This is a genomic window from Ascidiimonas aurantiaca (genome assembly GCF_037646345.1).
Taxonomy (GTDB): domain Bacteria; phylum Bacteroidota; class Bacteroidia; order Flavobacteriales; family Flavobacteriaceae; genus Ascidiimonas; species Ascidiimonas aurantiaca.
The window spans coordinates 264,168-290,972 of the sequence record NZ_JBBEWR010000005.1 but is presented as its reverse complement, the minus strand read 5'-3'; the positions used below and the strand labels follow the sequence as shown (position 1 = coordinate 290,972).

Here is a 26,805-nt window from a genome sequence, read left to right as displayed (position 1 = left end):
CTATTATTTATTTTGCCTGAAGCACATAAAATACTTTTAGGAAGTTTTCCAGGTCTGCTTCTATCTCTTCAGTAGTATCTTCTTCTATATATTCTATATTATGTATATCTAAATGCGTATGGTAAGGATTAAAACCTTTTGGCAAATAGATGGCAGTATCAAAACCTAACTCTACTTCTGTCTCTTCTTCCTCAAAAGGAATATCAGAAAGCTGAAGTGCATTTTTACGGGTATTAAAACCAACAGGAAGGTACTTTGATACTTCAAATTCTAATGTAACATTAGATTCTTCCTCTATATATTCAATAGAGTGAATATCAAAATACGCTACATAAGGATCAAACCCCCGCGGAAGATATTTTCCAGGATCAAACCCAAGTTCTACCTCGATCTCATCTTCAATGAAAACAATACTTTTCAAAAGAAGTGAATCCGATACAGGATCAATTTGTCGATGCATTGCCAGGGCAGGCACCATGCAAAGGACAAGTGTTAAAGTAAGAAGGACATTTTTCATTATTTATTCTAGTTTACGTTGTTTCAACATTTAATTTTACACTGCAAATTTCTGACAGAAAATTTAATTAACAGCAAACTTTAAGAAATATTTATACCCCCGTAACCCCTTTATTTATTGGTGTTTAGAGATCATTTTAGCAATAAAAAACAACAACTGTTGCCAAGGTGATAAAGGCTGGGTCAAAAGTTTGATAAAAATGCTCATTTAACAGATTTTTTTTGTTAAAAACACAATTGTAAACTCAACTTTATTAAAATGTTAATAGCTGTTTTTTTTAATAAAAGAAGGTATTTAAAAGAACTTTTAACGGTTATCACGGGGGCAAAAGTTCCGCCTTTAAGGCGGAACCCCGTAACTAACTATTCATAACATTTTAGGATTGTGTCGAAAATACTTTCGAACGTAAGGGGACATATTAGAAACTGGTGGTTGTCACGTAAGGATCAAAACCTTTTGGAAGGTAATTACCAGGCTCAAAACCCATGACTATTTGAGCGTCTTCATCTTCATCTACATACTCAACAGAATGAATATCAAAATAGGGTTCATGAGGGTTGAAATCTTCAGGTAAATATTCAGCTACATTATACCCCATGTCCAGTTGTGCTTCATCATCTATGTATTCAATACTGTGAATATCAAAGTAACTATCGTAGGGATCAAAATTTTCAGGTAAATATTCGCTGGTGTCAAAACCCAGGTCTGGGCATTTCTCATCTTTAATGTATTCTATACTATTAATATCAAAATAGGGTTTGTATGGGTCAAATCCTCTGGGAAGATATTGATCCGGATCAAAACCAAGATCTAAGTCTATTTCTTCCTCTATATACTCAATGCTGTTAAGATCAAGAGGTGAGGCCTCTTCTTTTCCAGAAAGTACTAAAGCATACTCTTTGGTTTTAGCTTCAGTTTTAACATACGCAACGGTCATAGTTGTTTGAGTAGCTTCCTGATAGCTTGCAGAGGATCCCGGGTCTTCTTGCTGTGTGGCTGCTTCCTGTCCGAATAACAATCCACAAATAATTAAAAATTTGTTCATAACTGGTTGTTTTGTTTTATTTCGTCATTTGATTGATACTATTAAGACTACTGAAGATTAAAAATGTTACGGTTTTTGTGAAATTTTTAACTAAAAGTGCTTTTTTTTGTTGTTTATACCATGTTTTTCACTTATAGTGTAAAAAACTTAAGAAATTGTTAACATGGAAAGCTGTAGATTTTACTGTAATTTGAGGAATAATCATTAAAACAATCAACTCCTATGATCAAAAATTTCCTCACGAAATTTCTGTTGGTCTGTATTATTCTGGGTGGTGTTCAAAGCCTGGAAGCACAACGATCCAAAAAGAAATCTTCAAAAAAATCCCCTCCTGCCAAAGAATCTGCTCCTCAAAAAAATGGAATTCAGCCTTACAGTAAAGTTATCACTGCAAAGGCCATAACTGATGAAGGTCTCTTTGATGTTCATGTTGACGGAGAAAAGTACTTTTATGAAATTCCTGATTCTCTTTTTGGACGTGAAATGCTGATGGTTACCCGTATCGCCAAAACTGCCAGTGGTATTGGCTTTGGTGGCGGAAAACAAAACACAAAAGTATTGCGCTGGGAAAAAAAACCACAACACGTTCTGCTTAGGGTTGTTTCTCATAATGTGTATGCAGCCGATTCACTTCCGGTTCAGGAAGCCGTTGTGAATTCCAATTTTGAGCCAGTACTTTATCGTTTTCCCATTAAGGCCTTTGGCAAAGATTCTACCTCTACCGTAATTCAGGTAAACGAGCTTTTTGAAAAAGACGTGAAGGCACTCGGTATGACCGAAGGTAACCGAAAAAGATATAAAGTAACCCGTGTAGATGACAGTCGTTCTTATATTGAGCACCTTAAAAGCTATCCGCTAAATATTGAAGCCCGACATGTAAAAACCTACAATGCCGGCAACCCCCCTTCTAACCAAAGCACTGGTTCCATATCTATAGAACTTAACAATTCTATGGTTCTTTTACCTAAAGTCCCTATGAAGCGCCGGTACTTTGATCAAAGAGTAGGATGGTTTGCCAGAGGACAAACCGATTATGGCCTTGATGCCCAAAAAAGTAAAACCGTACGCTATCTCGACCGCTGGAGACTGGAAGTGAAAGAAGAAGATATCGAAAAATTTAAACGCGGTGAACTGGTTGAGCCTAAAAAACAAATCGTTTATTATATTGACCGTGCCACACCGGAAAAATGGCGCAAATACATTAAACAAGGTATTGAAGACTGGCAGGTAGCTTTTGAAGAAGCAGGTTTTAAAAATGCCATTATTGCCAAAGATCCGCCAACTCCTGAAGAAGATCCTGACTGGTCTCCCGAAGATGTGCGTTATTCAGTAGTAAGATATCTTGCATCTCCTATTCCCAATGCCAATGGGCCTCATGTTAGTGACCCCAGAAGCGGGGAAATACTGGAATCAGATATTAACTGGTACCATAATGTAATGACACTCCTCAGAAACTGGTTCTTTGTTCAGACAGCCGCCATTAATCCGGATGCCCGCGGTGTTGAGTTTAAAGATGAAACCATGGGAAGACTTATACGTTTTGTTTCGGCTCACGAAGTAGGACATACCCTCGGACTACCTCACAATATGGGAAGCAGTGTTGCCTATCCTGTAGATTCATTACGATCGGCTTCATTTACTAAAAAATACGGTACTGCACCTTCTATTATGGATTATGCCCGATTTAATTATGTAGCCCAGCCCGAAGACAAAGGCGTAGCCCTTATGCCAGATATTGGAGTGTATGACAAATATGCCATTAAATGGGGATACCGTCCTATTCCCGGAGTTTCCGCAGAAGATGAAAAACCCACACTAGATAGCTGGATACTGGCTCATGCAGATGACCCCATGTATCGTTTTGGAAGACAACAATTTGGTGTTATTGATCCCAGTTCTCAAACCGAAGACCTTGGAGACGACGCCGTAAAAGCAAGTTTATACGGTATTGCTAATCTTAAACGCATTGTTCCCAACCTTATAGAATGGACCTCCGAAAAAGGAAAAGACTATCAGGATCTTGAAGATCTTTACGGCCAGGTATTGGGACAGTTTAACAGATATATGGGGCATGTATCATCCAATATTGGAGGGGTCTATGAATACTACAAAACCTATGACCAGGAAGGAGCCGTTTATACACATGTAAACAAAAACAAGCAAAAAGAAGCCATGAAGTTTTTACAGGCTGAGCTATTTACTACACCTGAATGGATGCTTGACGAAAATATTTTCAATAAAATAGAACATGCGGGAAGCGTAGATCGCTTAAGAGGCCTTCAGGTAAGGACCCTTAACAATATGCTGGATTTTGGCCGATTGGGACGTATTATTGAAAATGAAGCAATAAACGGAAGTGAAGCTTATAATCTTATAGACATGATGGGTGACCTTCGTAAAGGTATCTGGAGCGAACTCAAAAGCGGCAAAAAAATAGACACCTACCGAAGAAACCTTCAGCGTGCCTATATTGAACGTATGCATTTCCTGATGACTGAAAAACAAGCACAGATACCACAACAGTTTAGAAGATTTGCCACACAAACCAATATTGATGTAGAGCAATCCGATATCAGAGCCGTAGTACGTGCAGAACTAAAAACATTAAGAACTGAGATCCGTAATGCCACAGGCAGAACCCAGGATCGTATGAGCAGATACCACCTTCAGGATGCTCTGGAAAGAATTAACGATATTTTAGATCCCAAATAAGATATCCTTTAACTTTTTGTAAAAAGCGCCTTGAAGGCGCTTTTTTTTGTGAATTTGCAGTACAAAACACATTCCGTTTTAAACTTTTTTACTTTGCCCGTGTCTTAAAAATATAAACCGTAAAAAGCAGATCATGAGAAAATTTGTATTCATTATGGCCATAGCTCTCTTTGCTTTGCAGGGCATGGCACAGGAAAGACCAGAAAGAAAGGACAGGACTAAGGAGAAAGAGCGCAGGGCCGTACTAACGGAAATGACACCGGAACAAAAAGCCATCTTACAGACCAAAAGACTCACGCTTGCACTAGACCTGAATGAAAATCAACAATCACAATTACTCCTCTTCACTACACAACAGGCAGAAGAGAGAGAAAAGTACAAAGCTTCCCGAAAAGCCGGTGAAGGAAACCCGGCTTCTGCAGATGACTATTTTGAGCGAATGAACCGAAAACTTGATATGGAGATCGCTCTACAACAAAAAATGAAAAAAATTCTTAATGAAGAGCAATACGCTCTATGGAAATCGCAGGAAAAAGCAAAATCCGGGAGACATAAGCACTTTACATCAAAAAGGAGAAGCAAACGTTAATTCTTATGATTTCCATATCCCTGAAACAGTTCTTTTTTACTTGAACCTTTCAGGGATTTTTTTACATGCCAGCCAGGGTTATGGAAGCTGCCTCTATAGTTTTGTCAAGATCTTCATAACTCAACGCATCATTTAAGAACCAGCTCTCAAAAGCACTGGGAGGTAAATACACGCCTTCTTTCAACATGCCGTGGAAAAACTTTCTGAAATACGCGTTATTACCGGTTGCTGCACTGCCAAAATCAACTACCGGAACATCCGTAAAATGTACCGAGATCATTGAGCCCAGTTGATTGATCTGATAGCTCAGTTTTCCGGCACTCAATGCTTCATGAAGTCCGTTGCGCAGATACATAGTCTTTTCTTCCAGGCTCTTAAAAATTTCAGGTTGTTCGTTAAGTTCAGTTAACATGGCCAGACCCGCAGCCATAGCCAGCGGATTTCCACTTAAGGTACCCGCCTGATAAACGGGCCCTTCGGGTGCCAGATATTCCATAATCTCATTTCTGGCGGCAAAGGCTCCTACCGGTAACCCACCTCCAATAACTTTTCCAAAAGTTACTATGTCGGCCCGTACCTGTAAACGTTCCTGGGCGCCTCCCTTTGCCAGGCGAAAACCAGTCATTACCTCATCAAAAATAAGCAGTATCCCTTCGGCATCACAAAGCTTTCTAAGCGCCTCTAAAAAACCTTTGTCTGGTATTATACATCCCATGTTTCCGGCAACAGGTTCTATAATAATAGCCGCAACCTCACCCTTATTGGCATCTACCAGTTGTTCTACCTGTTCATAATTATTGTAATCGGCCAACAGAGTATCTTTTGCAGTACCTTTGGTTACTCCCGGACTGTTGGGTGTTCCGAAAGTAACGGCTCCGCTGCCCGCCTGAATAAGAAATGCATCTGAATGACCATGATAACAACCCGCAAATTTGATAATCTTTTCCCGGCCCGTGTACCCTCTTGCAAGCCTTACGGCACTCATACAAGCCTCTGTACCGCTATTTACAAATCGTACTTTATCAATATAGGGTACCATAGATACCACCAGACTTGCAATTTGGGTCTCTATTTCAGTTGGCATCCCAAAAGAGGTTCCTTTTTCTGCTTTTTCCTTGATGGCACTAATGACCGGTTCATATGCATGCCCGAGGATCATTGGCCCCCAAGAGGCTATGTAGTCAATTAGTGTATTACCGTCCTCATCATACAGGTATGCACCTTTTGCTTTTTTTACAAAAACAGGGGTGCCGCCTACTGCCTTAAAAGCACGTACCGGAGAATTTACCCCGCCGGGGATAACTTCTGAAGCGGCAGTAAACAAAGCACTACTTCTTTTATATATCATTTTATTTTGAAGATTTTATGATCAATTCCTGACCTATTGAAATATTAGTAGAACTAAGACGGTTTGAAGCCATGAGCTCCTTCACGCTCAACCCGTATCTTCGCGAGATGGAGTACAGGGTATCGCCTTTCTTAACCGTGTGTATTATCTCATCTGAGTGTGACCTTTTATGAGATGCTATTGCCTCTCGATTTTTGTTTTTTAAAACTTCTTTATCATATTGATAAAGGCTGTATCTTTCTATAAGGGATATTAACTTTTGCGGATAGCGAACATCTGTTGCATACCCTGCTTTTCGCAATCCGCGGGCCCATCCTTTGTAATCATCCTTTCCCAACTTAAATAAAGAAGCATATCGGGAACGTGAGGTTAAAAACTGTGAATGGTCACTAAAAGAATACATGGGGTGATTGTATTTACGAAAACATTCTCCTATCTCATCATCGTCATGATAAGCCCTGTCACCCTGCCAGCCTTTATGGCATTTTATACCAAAATGGTTATTGGTACGACGCGTGAGATCTCCTTTTCCCGAGCCGCTTTCTAAAATTCCTTGTGCCAGGGTAATACTAGCCGGAATACCGTAATCCCGCATATTCTGCTTTGCGATCTCCTTAAATACCTCTATGTATTCTTCAGTAGATGAGATATCAAAAAAAACGAATTCTTCAGCGATCACATTCGGTTCCCATTCTCTGGGTGTGGCGGGTTTTTGCGTTTCTTTTCTGTTCTTTTCCTGTTTTTTCTGGACCACCTTCTTTTTGGAGCCACAGGAAGATAGTATGAAAACCGCACCTAATAAAATACAGATATTCCTGATCATATGTTAATCAATGGCATATTACTTTGTTCCAATTTTACATTCATTCCCGCTATTCCCTGTAAACCTCCTGTATGTATAGCCAGGATGCGCGAACCTTTTTTAAAATAACCTTTTTTCAAAAGATCTAGTACACCCATTATCATTTTACCGGTATATACCGGGTCTGTTAAAATTCCTGTTTCTGCGTAAAACGCATTCATTCCGGATATTAACTCGCGGGTAACTCTGGCATACCCTCCATATTCATATCCTTTTATAAGCTGCCAGTTCTCTTTACTGGCAAATTTACGAATATCCTCTTTCAAAAAATCGCCTTTTAAGGCGGGAAATCCCAAAACTTTTTGGTTCTCTTTTGAACTGTTAATCAGTCCTGCCAACGTACCTCCGGTACCTACACAGGCAGTAATATAATCAAATTCTGCATCCTTACCGGTTACTATTTCTTCACAACCTTTGACTGCCAGAGAATTGGTTCCTCCTTCAGGAATGAGATAACAATTATCAAACCGGGTAAGCAGTTCTTTCTGAAAATCAGGATCGTTTTTGCGCCGGTATGCTTCACGACTCACAAATTCCAGATGCATGCCGCAATCCCGGGCATACCGCAAGGTAGGGTTATTATCTGTTTTATCTCCCAGCTCCTGGCCTCGTATTACCCCAACGGTAGAAAACCCGTATATCTTTCCTGCAGCAGCTACCGCTGCAATATGGTTGGAATAGGCCCCGCCAAAAGTAAGTAGGCAGCATTTTTTTAAGCGGAAAGCTTCCAAAACATTGTATTTGAGTTTACGGTACTTATTACCCGAAATGTAAGTATGTATCGTGTCTTCCCGCTTTACAAACAAGCTAACACCTTTATCCTGTAACAATGGCAGGCATACCTCTTCATTTTTTATAATTGGGAGTTTAATTTTCACGGTGCCGTAACATATTTAATAAACTGCCACGGCAATCTGTTCTTAAGATAGACGGTATCACTTTCATGTGCATAGGCTTCACGCTCAAAACAAATATTCATATAGGCGTTTTTATGGTTTTTATAGCGTATCCTTTTAAAGAAGTATTCCAAACCGTACCACAGGTAAAAAAACACTACCAGCAGTTCCAACTGTTGCTTAAGGTGTATGCGTTCATGCCTGATAAGTGTTTGATCATTTTTAAGATACCTGTTCCTTATTATAATAAAGGGCCAGATAGTGATACCCAAATATGACCTGGGAACTAAGAAACCAATAACGAGAATCATAAAGGATAGATCCGTTTTTTCATTTACCTTTGTAAAAATACAATTTTACAGGATTTAATGAAGCGTAAAATAATACCGATAGAAGAAGGAGATTTCTATCTGAGTGCCGAAGGGTACAAAGTATTTACTGAGCAATTTCATTTAAAGAGAGGATATTGCTGTGAAAGCGGTTGCAGGCATTGCCCCTACGGTTATAATAAAAAAACAAATTCACGTTAGCTTTTGGACAATTGCGAAATGACTTATAAAATGACCACGGCCCTTACCTGTCACAGGGCAGATATACGATACCCCTAGATGTCTCTTTTCAAAAGGCTTTTTTTAAGTTTCGTATCTTAATTGCACATTAACTTCATTTTTTTATCCTTATGACATTCAAAGAATATATACTTCAGGGCATTCCCAATGTACTTCCCCCGGCAAAAGTTTATGACCCTAAAATAAACCATGCCCCGAAAAGAAAAGATATTCTCTCTCCGGAAGAAAAAAAACTAGCGCTGCGAAATGCACTCAGATACTTCAAACCGGAACATCACAAAATACTTGCCGAAGAATTTGCCGAAGAACTTCGGGAATACGGGCGCATATATATGTACCGTTTTCGTCCTGATTACAAAATGTATGCACGTGATATAAAAGACTATCCGGCCCGGTCCCTACAGGCGGCGGCCATTATGTTAATGATCCAGAATAATCTGGACCCTTCAGTGGCGCAACACCCCCACGAACTTATTACTTATGGCGGGAACGGGGCTGTATTTCAAAACTGGGCCCAATACCTGCTCACTATGCAATATCTTGCCCGAATGACAGATGAGCAAACGCTGGCAATGTATAGTGGCCACCCTATGGGGCTTTTCCCTTCTCATAAAAATGCACCCAGAGTAGTAGTTACCAATGGCATGATGATACCCAATTATTCCCAACCAGACGACCTGGAACGCTTTAATGCATTGGGAGTAACCCAATACGGGCAAATGACCGCCGGAAGCTATATGTATATTGGCCCTCAGGGAATCGTGCATGGCACTACCATTACAGTGCTGAACGCAGGCAGAAAACTGGGAAATACCCAAGATGAAAAAAATCTGAGAGGAAAACTCTTTGTTACTTCAGGATTAGGGGGTATGAGCGGCGCGCAACCCAAAGCTGGAAATATTGCCGGATGCATCACGGTGTGTGCAGAAATAAATCCCAAGGCTACAGAAACAAGGTTTTCACAAGGCTGGGTAGATGAAGTTATCAAATCGGTTGATGAATTGGCCGAACGGGTAAAAAAAGCCAGGAAAAATGAAGAAGTAGTTTCTATAGCCTACGCCGGTAATGTGGTAGATGTTTGGGAAGCATTTTATGAAAAAGATATCTATATAGACTTTGGATCAGACCAGACTTCACTTCACAACCCATGGGCGGGCGGCTATTACCCTGTAGATGTAACTTTTGATGAGGCCAACACATTAATGGCAAATGATCCGCAGCTTTTTAAAGAAAAAGTACAGGCCTCTTTAAGAAGACAGGTTACTGCTATAAATAAACACGCAGGCAGAGGGACATACTTTTTTGATTACGGAAATGCTTTTTTACTGGAAGCCTCCAGAGCCGGTGCCGATATCATGAGCAAAGACAAAAAAAGTTTCAAATATCCCAGTTACGTACAGGATATCATGGGGCCTATGTGTTTTGACTATGGGTTCGGCCCTTTCAGATGGGTATGTTGTTCCGGAAAGCAGGAAGACCTGAACAGGACAGACACACTGGCAATAGAAGTACTCAAAGAACTCATTGAAGAAGCTCCCGAAGAAATCAGTCAGCAAATGAAAGACAATATACAGTGGATTCAGGGTGCCAGGCAAAACAAACTTGTAGTAGGTTCACAGGCTCGTATTCTTTATGCTGATACACAAGGGCGGATTAAAATTGCAGAAGCATTTAACAAGGCCATAGCCAAAGGCGAAATAGGCCCCGTTGTATTGGGGAGAGATCATCATGATGTTAGTGGTACCGATTCCCCCTATCGTGAAACCTCCAATATTTATGATGGTTCGCGTTTTACGGCAGATATGGCCGTACAAAATGTTATTGGCGACAGTTTTCGGGGCGCCACCTGGGTAAGCCTTCACAACGGTGGCGGTGTAGGTTGGGGAGAGGTCATTAACGGAGGTTTCGGTATGCTGCTGGATGGTAGTGAAGCCGCCTCAAAAAATCTTAGGTCCATGCTTTTCTGGGATGTGACCAACGGTCTCGCCAGAAGGAGCTGGGCCCGCAATAAAGAAGCCAATTTTGCCATTGAAAGAGCCATGAAAGAAGAACCCTTGTTGCAGGTAACTATCCCTAACACAGTAAAGGATGATATCTTAAAACTGTAACAGCAAACTATTGATTTAAAGCATTAAACAGCTTGCTAAGGCTTTGTTAAAACTTTTTTTTCATTCGTATTTTCCGTATCTTTAAGAGTATGCTCAATAAACGCTTTGCAGAGACCAAAAGATCAAAACAATATTTTTTTGGGTTGTTTAAAGAGATTAGCACGATTCTTGATAACTAAATGATACATTAAATTGATTAAATATATACTTATATGAAAGCAATGAGATTTATTTTACCATTGGTGGCGGCAATGGTTCTGACATCTTGTGCCTCGGTACGGGTGGCAACTGATTTTGACCGTCAGGTGAATTTTACAGAGTTCAAGTCATTTGCCTTCTTCAAACCCGGTATTGATAAAGCCGAGATCTCTGATCTTGATAAGAAAAGGATACTTCGGGCCATAGAAGCAGAATTAACCTCAAAGGGCTTTGTGAAATCTGAAGAGCCCGATCTGTTGGTTAGTATTTTCACTAATGAAAAAGAAAGAGTCGATGTCTGGAACAACTGGGGTTGGGGCTGGGGTCCTGGTTGGGGCTGGGGCTGGGGCTGGGGTCCCGGTTGGGGCTGGGGAGGCAACTTCAGCACAGTAACTACCCGTACAGAAGGAGTACTCTATATTGACATTATAAATGCTGAAAACAAAGAGCTGGTATGGCAGGGTAAAGGCACCGGATATTTAACAGATAATATGGAGAAAAAAGAAGCCCGAATTCGTGAATTTGTACGCGAAATTCTTTTACAATACCCTCCCCAAAGCCTGGCACAACGCTAAAAGTTATCGAAAACAACGGGTTTAACCGTTGTTTTCGCTTTTTATTTCTCAGGAGTATTCTTTTTAAGAAGATCGTCTGTAAAATGAGCTTCCCGCCTGGGTTTACTGAATTTATCCTGATTGTAAACTTCTGATTGGTTTTTTGGAATTGATAAACTTTCCCAATTCTCCCCTTTTATCATCTTTGCAAGATACACCAACTGTCCTACATGGTATGCGTAATGTGCTAATTGCCGGTTTACGGCAGCTACCACCGTGTGCCCCATATTCCGAATATAGACTGTTTGAGCAAAGTTATTGCTATTTATACCAGGCAATGCAGCAAACAAGCAGGCCCAACCTTCTTCCCATAAATCAATAACCTTTTCCTTTTCTGCTTTATCGGTTTTAAACTCCCCGTCCCTATCACGCCATTCTTTTTCACCGTCAGTAGTCAGGAAATCCGTCCAACGCGAAAGCATATTGCCGTGCAGGTGCTTTACTATGGTAGCTATACTATTACTTCCTTCATGGTATTGCCAATGCATTTCCTCAACAGTAAGCCGTTCCAAAACCTTATCACCTAACAACTTATAATATTGAAATTGTTTATGTACACTTTCTAAATATGTAATTACCATAAAACCGTAATTTTAACGAATTCTCTTCTTCTGGTTTTTTCAAGTTACGATTTTCAGGCAAATAATAAAATTTCATATAAGTACTTTTGCAAGGTATTTGTTAGCAGCCTTTCTATTTTAAGTCTTTTTGTGAAATCTCTATTCTCATCTTTTTGTACCTTTACAAAGCTTGTAAAATATGTAAAATGATGGATAAAGGATACAAAAGCAACCCAATACTCGATAAACTGCCTGAGCACTTAAAACAATTCATAAAGCCACAGGATTACGATGATTATTCGGCGATCGATCAGGCTGTCTGGCGTTACGTAATGCTCAAAAATGTAGATTATCTCAGTAAGGTAGCACATGAATCGTATATGAAGGGTTTGCGACAAACGGGTATTTCTATAGATCATATTCCCAATATGTACGGCATGAACCGTATCTTAAAAGAAATAGGATGGGCTGCAGTGGCTGTAGATGGTTTTATTCCTCCTTCTGCTTTCATGGAATTTCAGGCATACAACGTACTGGTTATTGCTTCAGATATAAGACAACTGGAACATATTGAGTACACCCCGGCTCCGGATATCATTCATGAAGGTGCAGGACACGCACCAATCATCGCAAATCCTGAATATGCAGAATACCTCAGGAGGTTTGGAGAAATTGGCTGTAAAGCTATTTCCAGTGCAAGCGATTATGAAATGTATGAGGCCATCAGACACCTTAGTATCATCAAAGAAGCACCGGGTACACCTCAAGCCCAAATTGATGAGGCCGAAAAACATGTTGAAGAATTACAAAACCGGCAGGGAGCTCCCAGTGAAATGGCGCTTATTCGCAACCTGCACTGGTGGACTGTAGAATACGGGCTTATTGGTACGGTCAAAAACCCGAAAATTTACGGAGCAGGATTACTATCTTCTATTGGTGAGAGTACCTGGTGCATGACAGATAAGGTAAAAAAAATACCTTATGATATTACCGCAGCATACCAGTCATTTGACATTACCAAACCCCAACCACAGCTCTATGTAACACCCAATTTTGCATTCCTTAATGAAGTACTGGAAGAATTTGCCAACACTATGGCCCTACGCCGTGGCGGCCTGGAAGGTATTCAAAAACTTATAGACTCCAAAGCCCTGGGTACTATAGAACTAAGTACCGGCTTGCAGATATCGGGTACATTTACAGAGGTAGTTGCTGAAAATAACCAACCCGTATATATACAAACTAATGGAAAAACTGCTTTGTCATACCGGGAAAAAGAACTGGTAGGGCATGGTACCGCAAACCACAGGCATGGTTATGGCAGTCCTATTGGCAGGCTTAAAGGTATAAACCTTGCCATTGAAGATATGAGTCCGCGTGACCTTAAAGCCTATAACATTTATGAAGGTGAAGAGGTTACCCTTGAATTTGAAGGTAATATTGTGGTAAGCGGAACTATTATTACCGGCACCCGTAACTTACAGGGGAAAATCATACTTATTAGCTTTAACAATTGCACCGTTACGCACCACGGTAAAGAGTTATTTAAACCTGAATGGGGCACCTACGATATGGCGGTTGGTAAAAACGTAGTTTCTGCTTACAGCGGGCCCGCAGATGTACATAGCTTTGACCTGATTACCCACCTTCCCGGTGAAAAGACCATTAAAGTTAAAAAATCACCTGAACGTATAGAACTGGAAACATTGTACCAACAAATACGTGATTACAGAAACGGAGATAACAAAACGATATCACGGCATAAAATATTTGAGCAGTTACAACAAAACCACCCTACGGACTGGTTACTTCCGGTAGAAATCTATGAGCTGGCCAAAAAGTCGCATGAAGAAGATTTTGCCTCGGAAATTTTACAGCACCTGGAAAGTGTGAAACAAGAGCGCCCTGAAGTGGGTCACCTTATTGACGGGGGTGTTTCCCTGGTAAACGAAAGTATGGTCGTCAAATAAGATAACTTTTAAAATTGAAAAATGTAAATACACCGTCATCAAGCCAGTGTATTTACTTAATTCAGTTCAGGAGACCCTAAATTAGTGTTTAAAAGATCTCCTGATTATTTTTTATGATCGTTACAAAATAGTATATCCCAGCACTATGGCATACGCTTTATAATCGTTACCTATAGCTACCAGGTTTTTGTTTATGTCCCGGTCTGACATATATCTCAACTCCAGGTTTACCTTACCTAGCACATTAACACCCAACCCAACAAATGTAGATACGGTAGAAGACATTTTAAAATCATCACTTTCTTCATAATCTAAAGATGAACTAATGGGATAATCTGCTAACATACCCCCATTGATAAACAATTTCACTTTATCACTCAAAAACATATAATGTCTTATACCTAAATAAAGCTCAACGGACTGATAGTCTGCCACTATTCTTTGTCGTTCTGTTTGTAACTCTGTATCTGGAAAGGATTGATATGCAAACTCGGTAAATAAGCCCCATTTATTACGCCCAAAAGGAAGTATAAACTCTGCTTCCAGCCCAAATTGCAAGGCCGTTTTATCACCAAAATCAACATCTCTCATAGTCCCGTCAATAAAATCGGCTGTCAGAGAAGCAAAGCGCACACCTGATTTTAATGTCAAATTGAACCATTCTCCTGAAGGTGTTTTTTTGTTATATACCACAGATTCGGTATTCATACATTCATTATAGGCTACCACCAGAGACTCCAACTCCCGCTTTCTATAATCTGTTTTTCGTATTTTTTCAAGTTCCATTTTATCGCATGCAAGTACCGTCCATAACTGGCGTCTGAAATCATTGTTCTCGGCAATCATATTATCTGCCGTCTTGTACTTTTTATATACTAATTGGGTAGGCGCACTTTCATCTCCTGCCTTACTGTAGAAAAAGCGGGTAATACGTTTATTTTGATATCTGTAAAGGTTTACTTTTCCCTGAACCCTAACCTCGAGAAATACCCGTTCTTCGACAAAGCTAGGTGCTTCTTCACGACTTAAATACCTTACATCGTTACTGGATTTATCTACCAGTATCGTATGCCTCTCATATTTTGCTTCGCCTTCAATACCAAATTCTTTTACCATTGCAAGACTACCTGTTTGGGTACTGGCATCTCTTGTTAATCTGTATTCAAAACTGTCGGGATTCTCTTTCCAGCCACTGTTACGTATCAAACAATCTGTTCTCTTACCCAGGTTATCTATGAAATAGCCTTTCTCAAAATTTATTTGGGCTTGTACCTGCAAGCCTATTAGAAATAAAAATAATAGAAGTAATTTTTTACACATTTTTTAGAATAATTTAGATTTAATCATCGCTAAAAATACGTAAAAATAAAGGTGGTAAAAACCACTTTTTTTTCGCAAAATAAAACCTATTATGAATCAGTAAATTACATTATAAAAAAGTCATAAAAGGATATTTTTTTAGCAGCATATCCTTTTTTTTCTGTAGTTTTTCTTCAAAGCTTTTTGCCTGTTGGCTGTTAGGATTAAAAAAGGTATGTGCCTGCCCTTTTCGGATCGCAGCTACTTCACGCATAGTACCTTCACACTCTTTTTTAACCCATTGGCCACAAAACTTTTCCCAGATATAGGTTATGGCCATTGCATTGGGGTGAACCATATCTTCCTCATAAAAACGGTAGTCACGCAATGAGTCTATCATGAGCTCATACGCCGGGAAATAGTATGCATTCGTATGTTTGGCAAGAAAAGAATGTAAGGCTGTAATAAGGTGTGCTTTGCTCAACTGATTCTCCGTAAAACCGTCTTTTAAGTGCCTGACGGGAGAAACTGTTAATAAAAGGGTTGATTTCGGAGCAATTTCGCGAAGAGTGTTCTCTATCTCATACAGGCTTCTCGTAATATCTGCTACCGGCATAAGTTCTTTTGTGAATTGGTTTTGAGGTACTTTATGACAATTAGCCACTCTTTTTCCGGTTTCTTTATGTTCATACACCCATGAGGTGCCCATTGTGAGAATTACATGTGTGGCGTGACGGAGGTTTTTATGTGAGGCTTCTATGCGGGTATTGAGATTCTCCAGAAGTATCTCACTACTGGTTGCGTTGAGTTTTGAATGCACCTCAAAAGACTGCCATCTTTCATTGTGAAAAAAAATATCTTCGCTGGTAAAATAGATGCGGTGCACGATTCTATTTATCAGTTTTTCAATAGCTTCGGGCTGAAAAACAATACCAAAAGGGTTCTGAATAACAGGAAATTGATAATAAGAAAGCTTGTCGCCTATATTTTCAGTAAAGCAGGACCCCATTAAAAAAAGGCTGCTCGTATAATCAATCCCCGGACTTTGAGGTTGTAAGGGCCATTCGGTTAGTAATTTCATATCCTGTTTTTTTTAAAACCAGTATGTCTTACTTTGTAACAAGAGTTATCAGACAATAACTGCTTTTCGTTAAAAGACCATTGATTACATCCTCCAGGGCAGAAAGCTTATTTTATATACTTTACGATTTAAGAAACTGTTCTGCCTGCTGTATTACCTGTGGTATGCCGTCAGGGTTTTTTCCTCCTGCCGTGGCGAAAAAGGGCTGTCCGCCGCCGCCGCCCTGAATGAGCTTACCTAACTCTCGCACTACCTGCCCGGCATCGTACCCTTTGGAAGCTACAAGATCTTTTGAAATATAACAGGTAAGCATCGCTTTTCCATTGTTTTTCGACGCAAGTACAATAAACAGGTTAGGCACTTCATTGGCAAGTGTAAACACAAGATCTTTCATACTAGCCGCATCGAGATCGGTTTCTTTTGCCAAAAACGATACCCCGTCAACTTCTTTTAGTTCTTCCTTGAGTGTTGCTTTAAAGTTTTTTGCTTTTTCTTTAACCACCGCCTCCAATTGTTTACGAAGCGATTCATTTTCTTCCTGTAATTGTATAATAGCGTTTACAGGGTCTTTAGGGTTTTTAAGCGCTGTCTTTACTGCTTTAAAACTGTTTGTTTGTTCATCAAAGTAGGTAATAGCGGCATCACCGGTTATTGCTTCTATTCTTCTAATACCTGCTGCTACCGCAGTTTCAGAAGTAATTATAAAATGCCATATATCGCGAGAATTAGACACATGGGTACCCCCGCAAAGCTCGGTAGAGTTACCAAAAGTAATCGTTCGTACCGTATCTCCGTATTTCTCGCCGAAAAGTGCTATCGCACCTTTTTCTATGGCTTCTGCATATGGAGTATCTCTTTGTTCCATTCGCTGTAAACCTTCCCGAATTCGTGCATTTACAAAATCTTCGATCTGCGAGAGCTCATCATCACTTACTTTCGTAAAATGTGAGAAATCAAATCGCAGATATCTGCTGTGTACCATAGAACCTTTCTGCTCTACATGGTTTCCCAAAACGCTTCGCAGTGCCTGATGCAACAGGTGGGTAGCACTGTGGTTGGCTGCCGTTCTGCTTCGCTGTTTCTTATCTACCACAGCTTTAAAGGTATCTTCTTTATGTCTGGGCAGGTTTTTGGCATAATGCACGATTAAATTATTTTCTTTCCTGGTATCTACAATATACACCACATCGCCATTGGCTGCTTCAAGATATCCTTTATCTCCTACCTGCCCTCCTCCTTCGGGGTAAAAAGGGGTTTTGTCAAATACCAACTGATACATTTCCCCTTCTTTTTTAGAAGTAACTTTCCGATATTTGGTAATCACTACTTTTTCTTCCAGTGTATCATATCCTGTAAATCGGCTTTCATTGCCGGCATGCAACTCTTGCCAGTCATCGGTCACTAAGGCAGTAGCTGCTCGTGAACGGTCTTTCTGTTTTTGCATTTCTGCTTCAAAGCCTTTTTCATCAATCGTTAAACCTTTTTCCCGTAGAATAAGTGCAGTAAGGTCTTTGGGAAACCCAAAAGTATCATACAATTCAAAGGCTTTAGCCCCGTTTACCTGTTTTCCTTTGGTCTCTGCCACTATACCCTCTAATAATACAAGCCCCTGTTCCAGGGTTTTAAGAAATGAGAACTCTTCTTCGCGAATAACATTTACAATAAGGTTTTTTTGTTTCCTTAGTTCTGGAAATGCTTCTCCCATAAGGTTAGAGAGGGTATCTACTAATTTAAAGATAAAAGGCTCTTTGGTGTCCAAAAAGGTGAATCCGTAACGTACCGCTCTCCTGAGAATACGCCTTATTACATAACCCGCACCGCTATTTCCGGGTAGTTGCCCGTCTGCCACTGCAAAAGCAACGGCTCTTACATGATCTGCAATTACCCTTATGGCAATATCTGTTTTGGCCTCGCTGTGATATGAACGGCCGGTAATGGTCTCTATCTCGCGAATAAGCGGAACAAAAATATCTGTGTCATAATTACTGGTTACTCCCTGTAACACCATGCAAAGTCTCTCAAACCCCATTCCGGTATCTACATGATGCGCGGGTAATTTTTCAAGACTGCCGTCTGCTTTTCTATTATACTGCATAAACACGAGGTTCCAGACTTCCACCACCTGCGGGTGGTCCTGGTTCACCAGTTCTCTTCCGGATTGTTCAGCGCGTTCGGCTTCAGTTCGTATATCTACATGTATTTCAGAAGAAGGCCCGCAGGGTCCCTGCTCTCCCATCTCCCAAAAGTTATCTTTCTTGTTCCCCGGAATAATTCGGTTTTCAGGAATGATCGCTTTCCAAAGAGCGAAGGCTTCCTCATCCATTTCCAGCCCTTCATCTTTCGCTCCTTCAAAGTAGGTGACATACAAACGGTCTTTGGCTATTGCGTAAACCTCGGTAAGCAGTTCCCATGCCCAGCTAATGGCTTCTTTTTTAAAATAATCTCCAAAGCTCCAGTTCCCCAGCATTTCAAACATGGTATGGTGATACGTATCTATTCCCACATCTTCCAGATCATTGTGTTTCCCGCTTACCCGTAAGCATTTCTGAGTATCTGCCACACGGTTAAACTGAGGCGTGGCATGATTCAAAAAATACTCTTTAAACTGGTTCATCCCGGCATTGGTAAACATAAGAGTGGGGTCATCTTTTATGACCATAGGTGCCGAAGGCACTATTTTATGATTTTTACTTTCAAAAAAATCTAAAAACCGGGCACGTACTTCTTTGGATTTCATCCTTTTTAATTAAAATTATCTACACTGTACAGTGGTTTTAGTGCATTTGCATGGTAAAAAGACCCACAAAAACATGTTTTACCGTATAATTAACACTTAACCTTTTCTTAAAATATGGTCACTCGAAAAACAATTTTTATATTTGCTTGTTAGCCTGGCCTGCACCAGGCTTCAACCTGCATCAGGAATGCAAAAATAGAACTTTTTGAGTATATGTCGAAAGTAAAATATTATTACGATCCGGATACGCTTTCTTATCGTAAAATTGAACCCAAAAAAGGGCGTAGAATTCGTAATTTAATACTGTTTTTTACGGGCTCTTTTCTCTTTGCGGTAGTCATGTTAGTTATTTTATTGAATACAAATTTTGTAAATACGCCTAAAGAGCTTTCTCAGGAGCGTGAGCTTAAAAATTATGAATTCCGGTTTGACCTGTTGAATAGGAAAATGGCACAAATGGAAGCGGTTCTGGCAAATCTTGAAGATCGCGACAATAATCTGTACCGTTTGTATTTTGAAGCAAACCCTATTCCCGAAGAGCAACGTAAAGCCGGTTTTGGAGGTGTTAATCGCTACAAAACCCTGGAAGGATATAACAACTCAGATCTTATTATCAATACCACCAGACGTCTTGAAATACTACAAAAACGTCTGGTTGTACAATCACGCTCGTTAGACGAGATTGCAATTCTAGGGGCCAAAAAAGAAAAATTACTGGCTTCTATACCGGCTATTCAGCCACTAAATAATGAAGACCTCACCCGAATGGCATCGGGATACGGATGGCGCTCAGACCCTTTTACCAAAGCTCGAAAGTTCCATTATGGTATGGATTTTACCGCTCCCAGAGGAACCCCCATATTCGCCAGTGGTGATGGTGAGGTCACAAGAGCAGATAATCGCTCTGCCGGTTATGGAAAACATATTCGTATTGATCACGGGTATGGGTACGTAAGCCTGTATGCACACCTAAGCAAATACAACGTAAAAAGAGGGCAAAAAGTAAAACGAGGAGATCTTATAGGTTTTGTAGGCAGTACCGGCCGGTCTGAAGCACCCCATCTTCACTATGAGATCTTTAAAGACGGTAAGCGTATTAACCCGATTAACTTTTATTACGGAAGCCTTACAGCAAAAGAATTCCAGTCTATGTTAAAAATTGCCACTCAGGAAAATCAATCGCTTGATTAATGCATATTGACCTCCCCGAAAAGCGCTATTACAATATTGGTGAAGTAGCAAAAGCCTTTAAAGTAAATACTTCACTCATACGCTTTTGGGAAAAAGAATTTGATGTTTTAAAACCTGTTAAGAATGCTAAGGGTAACCGACGGTTTACTCCTGAAGACATCAAAAACCTCCAGTTAATTTATTATCTGGTAAAAGAACGCGGCTTTACACTGGAAGGTGCCAAAATACATCTTAAAGAAGAAAAGCAAAAGACATTAACTAATTTTGAGATTATTCGTAAATTAGAATTCATTAAATCAACACTCATTAAGATCAAAGAACAATTATAATCAAACGGGAAAATCAATCATGAAAAAAAGATCAATAGCAGGCATAGGGTGCCTTGGAATATTTGCCATAGCTTTAGTAGTATTTATAGGTATCACGTTCCTACTGGTTTATAACTTTAATAATACCGCAGTAGATAAAGAAGAGGATGCTAAAACTTCCTGGTCTAATGTAGAGAGCTCCTATCAAAGACGAAATGACCTGATAGGTAATTTGGTAAAAACAGTACAGGGCGCTGCCGATTTTGAACGAAATACCCTAAGAGAAGTTATTGAGGCCCGTGCCAAGGCAACATCAACTACGATAGACCCTGCCAATATAACCCAGGAGCAACTGGCACAGTTTCAGGAAGCGCAAACCGGGCTTTCTTCTGCGCTGTCACGATTGCTGGTTACCGTTGAAAGATATCCCGACCTGAAAGCCAATCAAAATTTTATTGAATTACAATCGCAACTGGAGGGCACCGAAAATCGTATTAATGTAGCCAGGGATCGCTACAATGAATCTGTGAGTGTTTACAATAAACACATCAGAAGATTTCCCAATACCTTATTTGCCGGATTTTTAGGGTTTGAGCAAATGACACGATTCCAAGCAGACGAAGGTGCGGAAAAAGCCCCTGATGTAAATTTTGACTTTTAAAAAATGATGTCAAAAATAGAAGATTTTTTAACCGCCGAGGAGGAACAGGAAGTAATTGCTGCCATTCGTAAAGCAGAAAGCAATACTTCAGGAGAGATTCGTGTGCATATTGAAAGGCATACCGATATGGACCCTTTGGAACATGCGTTAGAAATATTTCACTGGCTCAAAATGGATAATACACGGGAAGAGAATGGCGTATTAATATACATTGCCGTTGAAGACCGCTCGTTTGTAATTTATGGAGATAAAGGCATCAATGCAGTAGTAGCTTCTGATTTTTGGGATTGTACCCGCGATATCATTGCCTCCCACTTTAAAAAAGGACATTTTAAACAAGGGCTGGTAGAAGGTATTCTGCGGGCTGGAGAACAATTGGAAAAACATTTTCCCTGGCACCACGGAAACCCTAATGAACTCTCAGATCAAATCTCCAAAAGCACCTCATGAAAATTTTATATAAAGCTCTTTTTTTAGTAGCTGTCCTGTTTTACAGCGCAGGAGTAAGCGCCCAGTTCACCATACCTGAAAAGCCTACACTGCAAACCAGTGTTTATGATTATATAAACTTACTCAACCCAGCTCAAAAAAAGAACCTGGAGAGTAAACTCATTCACTACTCAGACTCTACCTCTACGCAAATAGTGATTGCCATAATAGCATCGACCGAGGGAGAAAACATAAATTATCTGGGAGCACAATGGGGCCAAAAATGGGGTATTGGCCAAAACAAAAAAGACAATGGCGTTCTTATCCTGCTGGCAAAAAACGATAGAAAAATAGCCATTTCTACCGGTTACGGCACTGAAGCTACACTTACCGATGCTCTGAGCAAACGTATCATTACCAATGTCATTATTCCTCAATTTAAAAACGGTAATTACTACCAGGGGCTCGACAGCGGTACAGATGCTGTTTTTAAAGTACTCACAGGAGAATTTAAGGCACAGGGCCAACAAAAAAAAGGGGCTCCGGGAAACTTTGTTTTTATGGTTGTTTTCCTGTTTGTGATCATTATTATTATACTTTCCCGCATAAAAGGCGGTAAGGGAGGCGGCCACGGCAGGAGCAGGCATGGCGGAAGCCTAACAGACATCATTATCCTTAGCAACATGGGACGCGGAAGCTGGGGTAGCAGTGGCGGTTTCGGAAGCGGCGGGGGTTTTAGTGGCGGCTTTGGAGGCGGTGGCTTTGGTGGTGGGGGCGCCAGTGGAGGCTGGTAATCACAATATTTTTCAAGCCTGCACACCAGGTATCCTACCATATCCTTTTTGTACGTATAGACACCAATCATAAAAAGTGCGGGTATTTACTTTTGACCATAAAAAATACGGTTTTGAATTGATGATGGACCTTCATCGATTTGAAGACAACCCATATCTGGATCTTGAGCCCGAACTACATACGATAGACTTCTTTGAGATCATGATATTTGAAAAAGGTACGGGTACGGCAGATATGAACGGTATTCTTACACCCGTTACACCTTTCACAGTTTTATTCGCTGCTCCCGGACAAAAAAAACGAAATGCTATTCCCGAGAGTTCCGTACGCGGTTACCATCTGGTATTTAAAAAAGATTTTCTGGACACCTTTTTTGCCGATAAGCTTTTTGTGTTTCGAATGCAATACTTTTACAGTATTAAAACCCCGTCGTTTTATACCATCCCTCCACATGAATACACTCTTATTAACAAATGCCTGAGTGAGATCATAGAAGAAATAAAGCATTTCAGATCAGACAGCCCCCATATTATTCGTGCCCTGCTGTATTTTGTACTCACCAAGCTAAACCGCTCGTACGCTACCTTTTACAATTTGTCGTTTGAGACCCGTCTGCATGAGGAAATGTATCGGTTTAAACAGGCCCTGGAAACACACATCTGCCAGTTGCATAAAGTCGCCGAGTACGCGAACCTTTTAAAAGTAAACCGAAACGAATTAAATCGCATTACCAGACAAAGTCTGGGGCTAACCGCACAGGAACTCATACACAAACGGCTTCTACAGGAAATTAAAGATCAGTTGCGCTATACAACGAAAACTATTTCCGAAATTGCCTTTTACCTTAACTTTACAGAACCCAATAACCTTTCCCGCTTTTTTATGCATAAAGAAGGCATATCACCTACTCAGTTTCGAAGTTTAGTGCAAATTGATAGGGATCTTTAAAAAAGTGATAGGGGCTGCATAAAATACGTGGCAGATATTTGCAAATAAAAGACCTCATGAAATACATTTCCTTTTTTATCGCTCTGGGGATGGGTTCTTTTACCTTTAGCCAGCAAACTACCAATGTTCCTATGACTCCGCAATTCTGGAGCCTTACTCCGGAAAGTGCATTTTCCTTTGAACCATTTGACGGTAAACCTACTTTGTCCCTAAATGGATATGCCGAGGTACCCGACTTTGATTTTACAGACGGGACCATCGAAGTTTCGGTATATGCACATACGGAAAGGGCTTTTGCAGGTATTTTTTTCAGAAAACAACAGGCCACTATGGATAAGGTGTACCTGAGAATGCATAAATCCAAACAGGTGGATGCCATTCAATACACACCTATCTTCGGAGGAGAGAGTAACTGGCAGTTATACAGAGAGCATCAGGCCCGGATTATCTTTCCCGAAAAAGGCTGGAACCTTCTCAAAATAGAAATACAGGGTTCTGCCGCTATTGTATTTGTTAACGAAAAAGAAGTATTGAAAATAGAAGAACTAAAAAGTGAAATGACAAATGGCTCTGTTGGCCTGTGGTCACTTTTTAATAACCGGTTTGCAGATTTTAAAATAACACCCAAAAAACCCGTGATTCAAACTAAAACCCCTGTTAAAATAACTCCGGGGGTTGTGGGCACATGGTGGCTCTCAAAAGCATTTCCGGCCAGTGATTTTAACGACAGCATTTTACAAAGAACTACCGCCCAAACTCCTGCACAAACAGAGACTTCCGGCTTATTACCCATCTCCAAATACGTAGAAAAAAATGCCAAGGGAGCTTTTGAAAATAATCCTGAAGATTTTGTAATTGCGACTATAACTATTGATGCCGAAACAACCAGTTCCAAAAGATTTTCATTTGATTACAGCGACCGTATCATTCTATATCTTAATGGCAAAGAACTGTTTCAGGGCACTAATGCTTTTAGAGCTAAAGGCCTGCAATACGCCGGGCATGTGGCCATGCATGCAAACACGGTGACCCTATCACTGCAAAAAGGCATCAACGTGCTCCAATGTATTGTTTTTGAAAAGGCAAACGGGTGGGGGCTTATGGGAAAGTTTGAAGATATGGAAGGTATCCAGATCCAAAAACCTCTGTAAACCTGATGTTAAATTGACTAAAAATCCGCTTTTATGGTAATAACATCCCCCGATCTTGTTTTAATGGGATTCCCTTTTCGGGAGCCTATGTGCCACCGTATGTAGTTATAATCTCCTTCGGATATCCTGTTTTTTTTCTTTTCAACCTCAATGACCTCTCCTATTTCCTTCCAAAAAGCTTCTGGCGCATGGCCAAAGATCAAAAAAGGGACCGCATAACTCTTGCATCCCAGTTTTTCAATATTTGGGAAACCGTGCTCTTTTACTATCCTTAAAAGTTCCCTGGTATTTTCAATATCAAGTTGCTTCTGCATTTGCATGAGCGAATCCTGATACTTTTGAGTAAATGTTCCTTTTTTATCGGCAAGTATTCGGGCTCTCCTTCCATAAGTTAGTTGTACCTCTTCAGATAATTTGCTGTACATGCCGGTGGTTAACCCTTCAGCGGCTTTAATAGAATCAAGTACGGTAAAAAAAGGATCATGCATCTCGGGTGCATTACGGTACCGTTGGTCTTTCTCATGCATTTCTGCAAGAAGCCGGCACAATGGAGGTTCTTTTTGATATGGTTTGAAAGCAAAGCTGAAAAACAATAATAACCCTATAAAGGAAAACCATTTGAGTTGTAAAAAATACTTCATAATCTGATTATTCTTTAATTTTTCTGTATTTAAAGTTCAAAAGGCTATCACTAAAAGATAGCCCCTGAACTAGTATTCCAACTGTCTTCCATCGTCTAACATTACGGTATCGCCACGATCAAGGGTCCCGTTCTCATTATTATCATGGTAATAGTCTCTTCCGGAACCGGCAGAACTGGTATAACTGGTGCCACAAGGCTCTCCTGCCTTTATGTGTATTGCCCGGGATACTTCTAATGTTTTGAATTTGGATGCTGCTAGTTTTTCCATATGCTGGTTAATTTTAATTGTACCTACTCTTTTAAGGTTTTTCGGCAACCACCTTATAATGATTTCAAATGATAATATTCTATTGAATATGCGTTAGTCTTATCTTTTTCCCAATCGTTCCACTCTCCGGTATAGGGGTCATAACCACACTTCAAAGGTTTGGAATATGTATTGTGAGGGTCTTTTAAAAACGCCCGGCAATCAGAGCAAATGTGCCTGAACTCACAATCGCTACAAATAGAGATCTGCTCTTTCTTGATGTGCCAGCTATCTTTAAAATGTCGGTTTCCCAAAGCATCTTTCAGGGAAGTGGTGTTAATATTACCATACGATCGCTCCATAGCAGGACAGTTCTTGATCGCTCCATAACAATCAACAGATATCTTACCGTTAAGGCAACTGTTAAAATGCAGGCTCTCTGTAAAAGCTTTAATGTTTATTGAAAAATACCCGGGTGCTATTTCACCACAATGTCCTGCTCCTTTTAAGTCTGCCTTATTGTAAAACACACGTTCCGTATTTTCTCGGGTAGTATTTATATTTGCCCCAGAGGGTGCGCTGTAAAAACACAGCGAATGTACTCTTGGGTTTTGTTGTAAAAATGCCTCTGCCATATCATGAGATATATGAGGTTGATATTTCATAAGAAAATCTACCGTGATGATACGGGTATATTTTTTATTGATACTTTGAATAATCTCTTTGAGAAAAGCCCATGAAAAATCACCAAAAAGTCGTATTTCCAAATGGCGGCAGTGTAAATCATGAAGTTGCGCAATTGCTTTTTGAGGAGAATAGGCAACCGTCTCTGAGAAATCGAGAATGGCATGCGTAATCTCAAAAGGGTCATACCAGGCAATGGGCATTTCGGGAAACTGTTCGGGAAAATCGGTAAAAAAGATCAACTCATGTTCTGTTAAAAAATCAAAGTACTCATCAATAATTTCATCAAACTCATTTTTATAGATTGCTTTTACCTCTTCTACTGTATGCCCGTTATATTTGGTAAGAATAGTATATAGGTCGTTAGGTATGAGTTTTACTTGTTTTCGTTGTAAATCACATATGGTACTCCGGGTATGTCCCTTTACCGGAATACAATTTGAGAATATTTTAAAAGGTTTATTAACCTGTTCCATCTGTCCATTTCATTTTAGAAGCCGGCCTGTAAAGCCCATAAGGCAATACCTTTGATGAATTGTATTTCCCAACGTATATACTCTTCTCCTGCTCCTTTTCGGTGCCCGGGTCATTTCGTTTTGCCTTTTTTATAGTTAAGGGCAGGTCTCTTGATATTCTTTCCATA

27 protein-coding genes are annotated in these 26,805 nt (G+C 40.1%); 13 read left to right on the top strand and 14 right to left on the bottom strand.

Annotated features, from left to right (window positions below):
* Positions 1 to 7 precede the first annotated feature (7 nt).
* Together WAO84_RS07540 and WAO84_RS07535 are read right to left on the bottom strand one after the other, a co-directional pair.
* Entirely contained in the window at positions 8 to 517 is a 510-nt protein-coding gene (locus tag WAO84_RS07540; protein WP_340064848.1) for a hypothetical protein, read from the bottom strand.
* Positions 518 to 935: 418 nt separating this feature from the next.
* Positions 936 to 1,562 (bottom strand): hypothetical protein, encoded by a 627-nt coding sequence (locus tag WAO84_RS07535; RefSeq protein ID WP_340064847.1) that lies wholly within the window; start codon positions 1,560 to 1,562, stop codon positions 936 to 938.
* A gap of 222 nt (positions 1,563 to 1,784) precedes the next feature.
* Between WAO84_RS07535 and WAO84_RS07530 the strand changes: the two genes are divergently transcribed.
* Together WAO84_RS07530 and WAO84_RS07525 are read left to right on the top strand one after the other, a co-directional pair.
* Positions 1,785 to 4,274 carry a zinc-dependent metalloprotease gene (locus WAO84_RS07530; protein ID WP_340064845.1) on the top strand — a complete coding sequence of 830 codons (2,490 nt, stop codon included), beginning with the start codon at positions 1,785 to 1,787 and terminating at the stop codon, positions 4,272 to 4,274.
* Between the two features lie 133 nt (positions 4,275 to 4,407).
* The gene (locus WAO84_RS07525; protein ID WP_340064844.1) at positions 4,408 to 4,863 is read left to right on the top strand and encodes a hypothetical protein; all 456 of its coding nucleotides are present in this window, start codon (positions 4,408 to 4,410) and stop codon (positions 4,861 to 4,863) included.
* 61 nt (positions 4,864 to 4,924) lie between these two features.
* Here the strand turns inward: WAO84_RS07525 and hemL are convergent, their stop codons facing one another.
* The 4 genes from hemL to WAO84_RS07505 are packed head-to-tail and all read right to left on the bottom strand — an operon-like array spanning position 4,925 to position 8,280.
* On the bottom strand, positions 4,925 to 6,211 hold the full coding sequence (gene hemL, locus WAO84_RS07520; RefSeq protein ID WP_340064843.1) for a glutamate-1-semialdehyde 2,1-aminomutase: 1,287 nt from the start codon (positions 6,209 to 6,211) through the stop codon (positions 4,925 to 4,927).
* A gap of 1 nt (position 6,212) precedes the next feature.
* Positions 6,213 to 7,034, bottom strand: coding sequence for a glucosaminidase domain-containing protein (locus WAO84_RS07515; protein ID WP_340064842.1), 822 nt, complete (start codon positions 7,032 to 7,034; stop codon positions 6,213 to 6,215).
* Positions 7,031 to 7,945, bottom strand: a complete 915-nt coding sequence (locus WAO84_RS07510) for a 1-aminocyclopropane-1-carboxylate deaminase/D-cysteine desulfhydrase (protein WP_340064877.1) — start codon at positions 7,943 to 7,945, stop codon at positions 7,031 to 7,033. Before WAO84_RS07510 ends, WAO84_RS07515 begins: the two co-directional genes overlap by 4 nt.
* A 2-nt stretch (positions 7,946 to 7,947) precedes the next feature.
* The gene (locus WAO84_RS07505) at positions 7,948 to 8,280 is read right to left on the bottom strand and encodes a hypothetical protein (RefSeq protein ID WP_340064841.1); all 333 of its coding nucleotides are present in this window, start codon (positions 8,278 to 8,280) and stop codon (positions 7,948 to 7,950) included.
* Positions 8,281 to 8,337: 57 nt separating this feature from the next.
* On the opposite strand from WAO84_RS07505, the gene WAO84_RS07500 reads away from it, so the two are divergent.
* From WAO84_RS07500 to WAO84_RS07490, 3 genes are all read left to right on the top strand, one after another.
* The gene (locus WAO84_RS07500) at positions 8,338 to 8,499 is read left to right on the top strand and encodes a C1orf53 family protein (RefSeq protein ID WP_340064840.1); all 162 of its coding nucleotides are present in this window, start codon (positions 8,338 to 8,340) and stop codon (positions 8,497 to 8,499) included.
* A gap of 149 nt (positions 8,500 to 8,648) precedes the next feature.
* A complete protein-coding gene (locus tag WAO84_RS07495) occupies positions 8,649 to 10,646 on the top strand; it encodes a urocanate hydratase (RefSeq protein ID WP_340064839.1) in 1,998 nt (665 codons plus the stop codon).
* A 212-nt stretch (positions 10,647 to 10,858) separates the two neighbouring features.
* The gene (locus WAO84_RS07490; protein ID WP_340064838.1) at positions 10,859 to 11,419 is read left to right on the top strand and encodes a DUF4136 domain-containing protein; all 561 of its coding nucleotides are present in this window, start codon (positions 10,859 to 10,861) and stop codon (positions 11,417 to 11,419) included.
* Between the two features lie 41 nt (positions 11,420 to 11,460).
* On the opposite strand, the gene WAO84_RS07485 is transcribed toward WAO84_RS07490, so the two are convergent.
* Positions 11,461 to 12,039 (bottom strand): DUF1572 family protein, encoded by a 579-nt coding sequence (locus WAO84_RS07485; protein ID WP_340064836.1) that lies wholly within the window; start codon positions 12,037 to 12,039, stop codon positions 11,461 to 11,463.
* Positions 12,040 to 12,227: 188 nt separating this feature from the next.
* On the opposite strand from WAO84_RS07485, the gene WAO84_RS07480 reads away from it, so the two are divergent.
* The gene (locus tag WAO84_RS07480; RefSeq protein ID WP_340064876.1) at positions 12,228 to 13,988 is read left to right on the top strand and encodes an aromatic amino acid hydroxylase; all 1,761 of its coding nucleotides are present in this window, start codon (positions 12,228 to 12,230) and stop codon (positions 13,986 to 13,988) included.
* A 120-nt stretch (positions 13,989 to 14,108) separates the two neighbouring features.
* Here the strand turns inward: WAO84_RS07480 and WAO84_RS07475 are convergent, their stop codons facing one another.
* The 3 genes from WAO84_RS07475 to alaS all read right to left on the bottom strand — a co-directional run bounded on the left by WAO84_RS07475 (position 14,109) and on the right by alaS (position 19,105).
* On the bottom strand, positions 14,109 to 15,308 hold the full coding sequence (locus WAO84_RS07475; RefSeq protein WP_340064834.1) for a hypothetical protein: 1,200 nt from the start codon (positions 15,306 to 15,308) through the stop codon (positions 14,109 to 14,111).
* A gap of 109 nt (positions 15,309 to 15,417) precedes the next feature.
* Complete coding sequence (locus WAO84_RS07470; RefSeq protein ID WP_340064832.1) at positions 15,418 to 16,368, bottom strand: GSCFA domain-containing protein; 951 nt, start codon at positions 16,366 to 16,368, stop codon at positions 15,418 to 15,420.
* 121 nt (positions 16,369 to 16,489) lie between these two features.
* Entirely contained in the window at positions 16,490 to 19,105 is a 2,616-nt protein-coding gene (alaS, locus tag WAO84_RS07465; protein ID WP_340064830.1) for an alanine--tRNA ligase, read from the bottom strand.
* 213 nt (positions 19,106 to 19,318) lie between these two features.
* Between alaS and WAO84_RS07460 the strand changes: the two genes are divergently transcribed.
* From WAO84_RS07460 to WAO84_RS07430, 7 genes are all read left to right on the top strand, one after another.
* A complete protein-coding gene (locus tag WAO84_RS07460) occupies positions 19,319 to 20,296 on the top strand; it encodes a M23 family metallopeptidase (protein WP_340064828.1) in 978 nt (325 codons plus the stop codon).
* Complete coding sequence (locus tag WAO84_RS07455; protein WP_340064827.1) at positions 20,296 to 20,625, top strand: MerR family transcriptional regulator; 330 nt, start codon at positions 20,296 to 20,298, stop codon at positions 20,623 to 20,625. Before WAO84_RS07460 ends, WAO84_RS07455 begins: the two co-directional genes overlap by 1 nt.
* A 19-nt stretch (positions 20,626 to 20,644) precedes the next feature.
* Positions 20,645 to 21,265, top strand: a complete 621-nt coding sequence (locus WAO84_RS07450; RefSeq protein ID WP_340064826.1) for a LemA family protein — start codon at positions 20,645 to 20,647, stop codon at positions 21,263 to 21,265.
* A 6-nt stretch (positions 21,266 to 21,271) separates the two neighbouring features.
* Positions 21,272 to 21,715, top strand: coding sequence for a TPM domain-containing protein (locus tag WAO84_RS07445; RefSeq protein WP_340064875.1), 444 nt, complete (start codon positions 21,272 to 21,274; stop codon positions 21,713 to 21,715).
* A complete protein-coding gene (locus WAO84_RS07440; protein ID WP_340064825.1) occupies positions 21,712 to 22,488 on the top strand; it encodes a TPM domain-containing protein in 777 nt (258 codons plus the stop codon). The genes WAO84_RS07445 and WAO84_RS07440 overlap by 4 nt, the downstream gene beginning before the upstream one ends.
* A 121-nt stretch (positions 22,489 to 22,609) precedes the next feature.
* Positions 22,610 to 23,437: a helix-turn-helix domain-containing protein gene (locus WAO84_RS07435; RefSeq protein ID WP_340064823.1), complete on the top strand. Its 828-nt coding sequence runs from the start codon at positions 22,610 to 22,612 to the stop codon at positions 23,435 to 23,437.
* 56 nt (positions 23,438 to 23,493) lie between these two features.
* Positions 23,494 to 24,588, top strand: a complete 1,095-nt coding sequence (locus WAO84_RS07430) for a 3-keto-alpha-glucoside-1,2-lyase-like domain-containing protein (RefSeq protein ID WP_340064822.1) — start codon at positions 23,494 to 23,496, stop codon at positions 24,586 to 24,588.
* Positions 24,589 to 24,605: 17 nt separating this feature from the next.
* On the opposite strand, the gene WAO84_RS07425 is transcribed toward WAO84_RS07430, so the two are convergent.
* The 4 genes from WAO84_RS07425 to WAO84_RS07410 all read right to left on the bottom strand — a co-directional run bounded on the left by WAO84_RS07425 (position 24,606) and on the right by WAO84_RS07410 (position 26,804).
* A complete protein-coding gene (locus WAO84_RS07425; protein WP_340064821.1) occupies positions 24,606 to 25,229 on the bottom strand; it encodes a hypothetical protein in 624 nt (207 codons plus the stop codon).
* 69 nt (positions 25,230 to 25,298) lie between these two features.
* Positions 25,299 to 25,499, bottom strand: coding sequence for a hypothetical protein (locus WAO84_RS07420; protein WP_340064820.1), 201 nt, complete (start codon positions 25,497 to 25,499; stop codon positions 25,299 to 25,301).
* Positions 25,500 to 25,552: 53 nt separating this feature from the next.
* The gene (gwsS, locus tag WAO84_RS07415; protein WP_340064819.1) at positions 25,553 to 26,638 is read right to left on the bottom strand and encodes a grasp-with-spasm system SPASM domain peptide maturase; all 1,086 of its coding nucleotides are present in this window, start codon (positions 26,636 to 26,638) and stop codon (positions 25,553 to 25,555) included.
* Complete coding sequence (locus tag WAO84_RS07410) at positions 26,625 to 26,804, bottom strand: hypothetical protein (protein WP_340064818.1); 180 nt, start codon at positions 26,802 to 26,804, stop codon at positions 26,625 to 26,627. Before WAO84_RS07410 ends, gwsS begins: the two co-directional genes overlap by 14 nt.
* Between the last annotated feature and the right edge of the window lies 1 nt (position 26,805).

What these genes read in the sequence shown, in the direction of transcription:
- WAO84_RS07515 (WP_340064842.1), bottom strand. Translation starts at nt 7,034, where the DNA reads ATGATCAGGAATATCTGTATTTTATTAGGTGCGGTTTTCATACTATCT.
- WAO84_RS07480 (WP_340064876.1), top strand. Translation starts at nt 12,228, where the DNA reads ATGGATAAAGGATACAAAAGCAACCCAATACTCGATAAACTGCCTGAG.
- WAO84_RS07425 (WP_340064821.1), bottom strand. Translation starts at nt 25,229, where the DNA reads ATGAAGTATTTTTTACAACTCAAATGGTTTTCCTTTATAGGGTTATTA.
- WAO84_RS07505 (WP_340064841.1), bottom strand. Translation starts at nt 8,280, where the DNA reads ATGATTCTCGTTATTGGTTTCTTAGTTCCCAGGTCATATTTGGGTATC.
- WAO84_RS07430 (WP_340064822.1), top strand. Translation starts at nt 23,494, where the DNA reads ATGAAATACATTTCCTTTTTTATCGCTCTGGGGATGGGTTCTTTTACC.
- WAO84_RS07535 (WP_340064847.1), bottom strand. Translation starts at nt 1,562, where the DNA reads ATGAACAAATTTTTAATTATTTGTGGATTGTTATTCGGACAGGAAGCA.
- WAO84_RS07470 (WP_340064832.1), bottom strand. Translation starts at nt 16,368, where the DNA reads ATGAAATTACTAACCGAATGGCCCTTACAACCTCAAAGTCCGGGGATT.
- WAO84_RS07540 (WP_340064848.1), bottom strand. Translation starts at nt 517, where the DNA reads ATGAAAAATGTCCTTCTTACTTTAACACTTGTCCTTTGCATGGTGCCT.
- WAO84_RS07445 (WP_340064875.1), top strand. Translation starts at nt 21,272, where the DNA reads ATGTCAAAAATAGAAGATTTTTTAACCGCCGAGGAGGAACAGGAAGTA.
- WAO84_RS07450 (WP_340064826.1), top strand. Translation starts at nt 20,645, where the DNA reads ATGAAAAAAAGATCAATAGCAGGCATAGGGTGCCTTGGAATATTTGCC.
- WAO84_RS07525 (WP_340064844.1), top strand. Translation starts at nt 4,408, where the DNA reads ATGAGAAAATTTGTATTCATTATGGCCATAGCTCTCTTTGCTTTGCAG.
- WAO84_RS07500 (WP_340064840.1), top strand. Translation starts at nt 8,338, where the DNA reads ATGAAGCGTAAAATAATACCGATAGAAGAAGGAGATTTCTATCTGAGT.
- WAO84_RS07410 (WP_340064818.1), bottom strand. Translation starts at nt 26,804, where the DNA reads ATGGAAAGAATATCAAGAGACCTGCCCTTAACTATAAAAAAGGCAAAA.
- WAO84_RS07420 (WP_340064820.1), bottom strand. Translation starts at nt 25,499, where the DNA reads ATGGAAAAACTAGCAGCATCCAAATTCAAAACATTAGAAGTATCCCGG.
- alaS (WP_340064830.1), bottom strand. Translation starts at nt 19,105, where the DNA reads ATGAAATCCAAAGAAGTACGTGCCCGGTTTTTAGATTTTTTTGAAAGT.
- WAO84_RS07475 (WP_340064834.1), bottom strand. Translation starts at nt 15,308, where the DNA reads ATGTGTAAAAAATTACTTCTATTATTTTTATTTCTAATAGGCTTGCAG.
- WAO84_RS07485 (WP_340064836.1), bottom strand. Translation starts at nt 12,039, where the DNA reads ATGGTAATTACATATTTAGAAAGTGTACATAAACAATTTCAATATTAT.
- WAO84_RS07530 (WP_340064845.1), top strand. Translation starts at nt 1,785, where the DNA reads ATGATCAAAAATTTCCTCACGAAATTTCTGTTGGTCTGTATTATTCTG.
- WAO84_RS07435 (WP_340064823.1), top strand. Translation starts at nt 22,610, where the DNA reads ATGATGGACCTTCATCGATTTGAAGACAACCCATATCTGGATCTTGAG.
- WAO84_RS07495 (WP_340064839.1), top strand. Translation starts at nt 8,649, where the DNA reads ATGACATTCAAAGAATATATACTTCAGGGCATTCCCAATGTACTTCCC.
- hemL (WP_340064843.1), bottom strand. Translation starts at nt 6,211, where the DNA reads ATGATATATAAAAGAAGTAGTGCTTTGTTTACTGCCGCTTCAGAAGTT.
- WAO84_RS07440 (WP_340064825.1), top strand. Translation starts at nt 21,712, where the DNA reads ATGAAAATTTTATATAAAGCTCTTTTTTTAGTAGCTGTCCTGTTTTAC.
- WAO84_RS07460 (WP_340064828.1), top strand. Translation starts at nt 19,319, where the DNA reads ATGTCGAAAGTAAAATATTATTACGATCCGGATACGCTTTCTTATCGT.
- WAO84_RS07455 (WP_340064827.1), top strand. Translation starts at nt 20,296, where the DNA reads ATGCATATTGACCTCCCCGAAAAGCGCTATTACAATATTGGTGAAGTA.
- WAO84_RS07490 (WP_340064838.1), top strand. Translation starts at nt 10,859, where the DNA reads ATGAAAGCAATGAGATTTATTTTACCATTGGTGGCGGCAATGGTTCTG.
- gwsS (WP_340064819.1), bottom strand. Translation starts at nt 26,638, where the DNA reads ATGGAACAGGTTAATAAACCTTTTAAAATATTCTCAAATTGTATTCCG.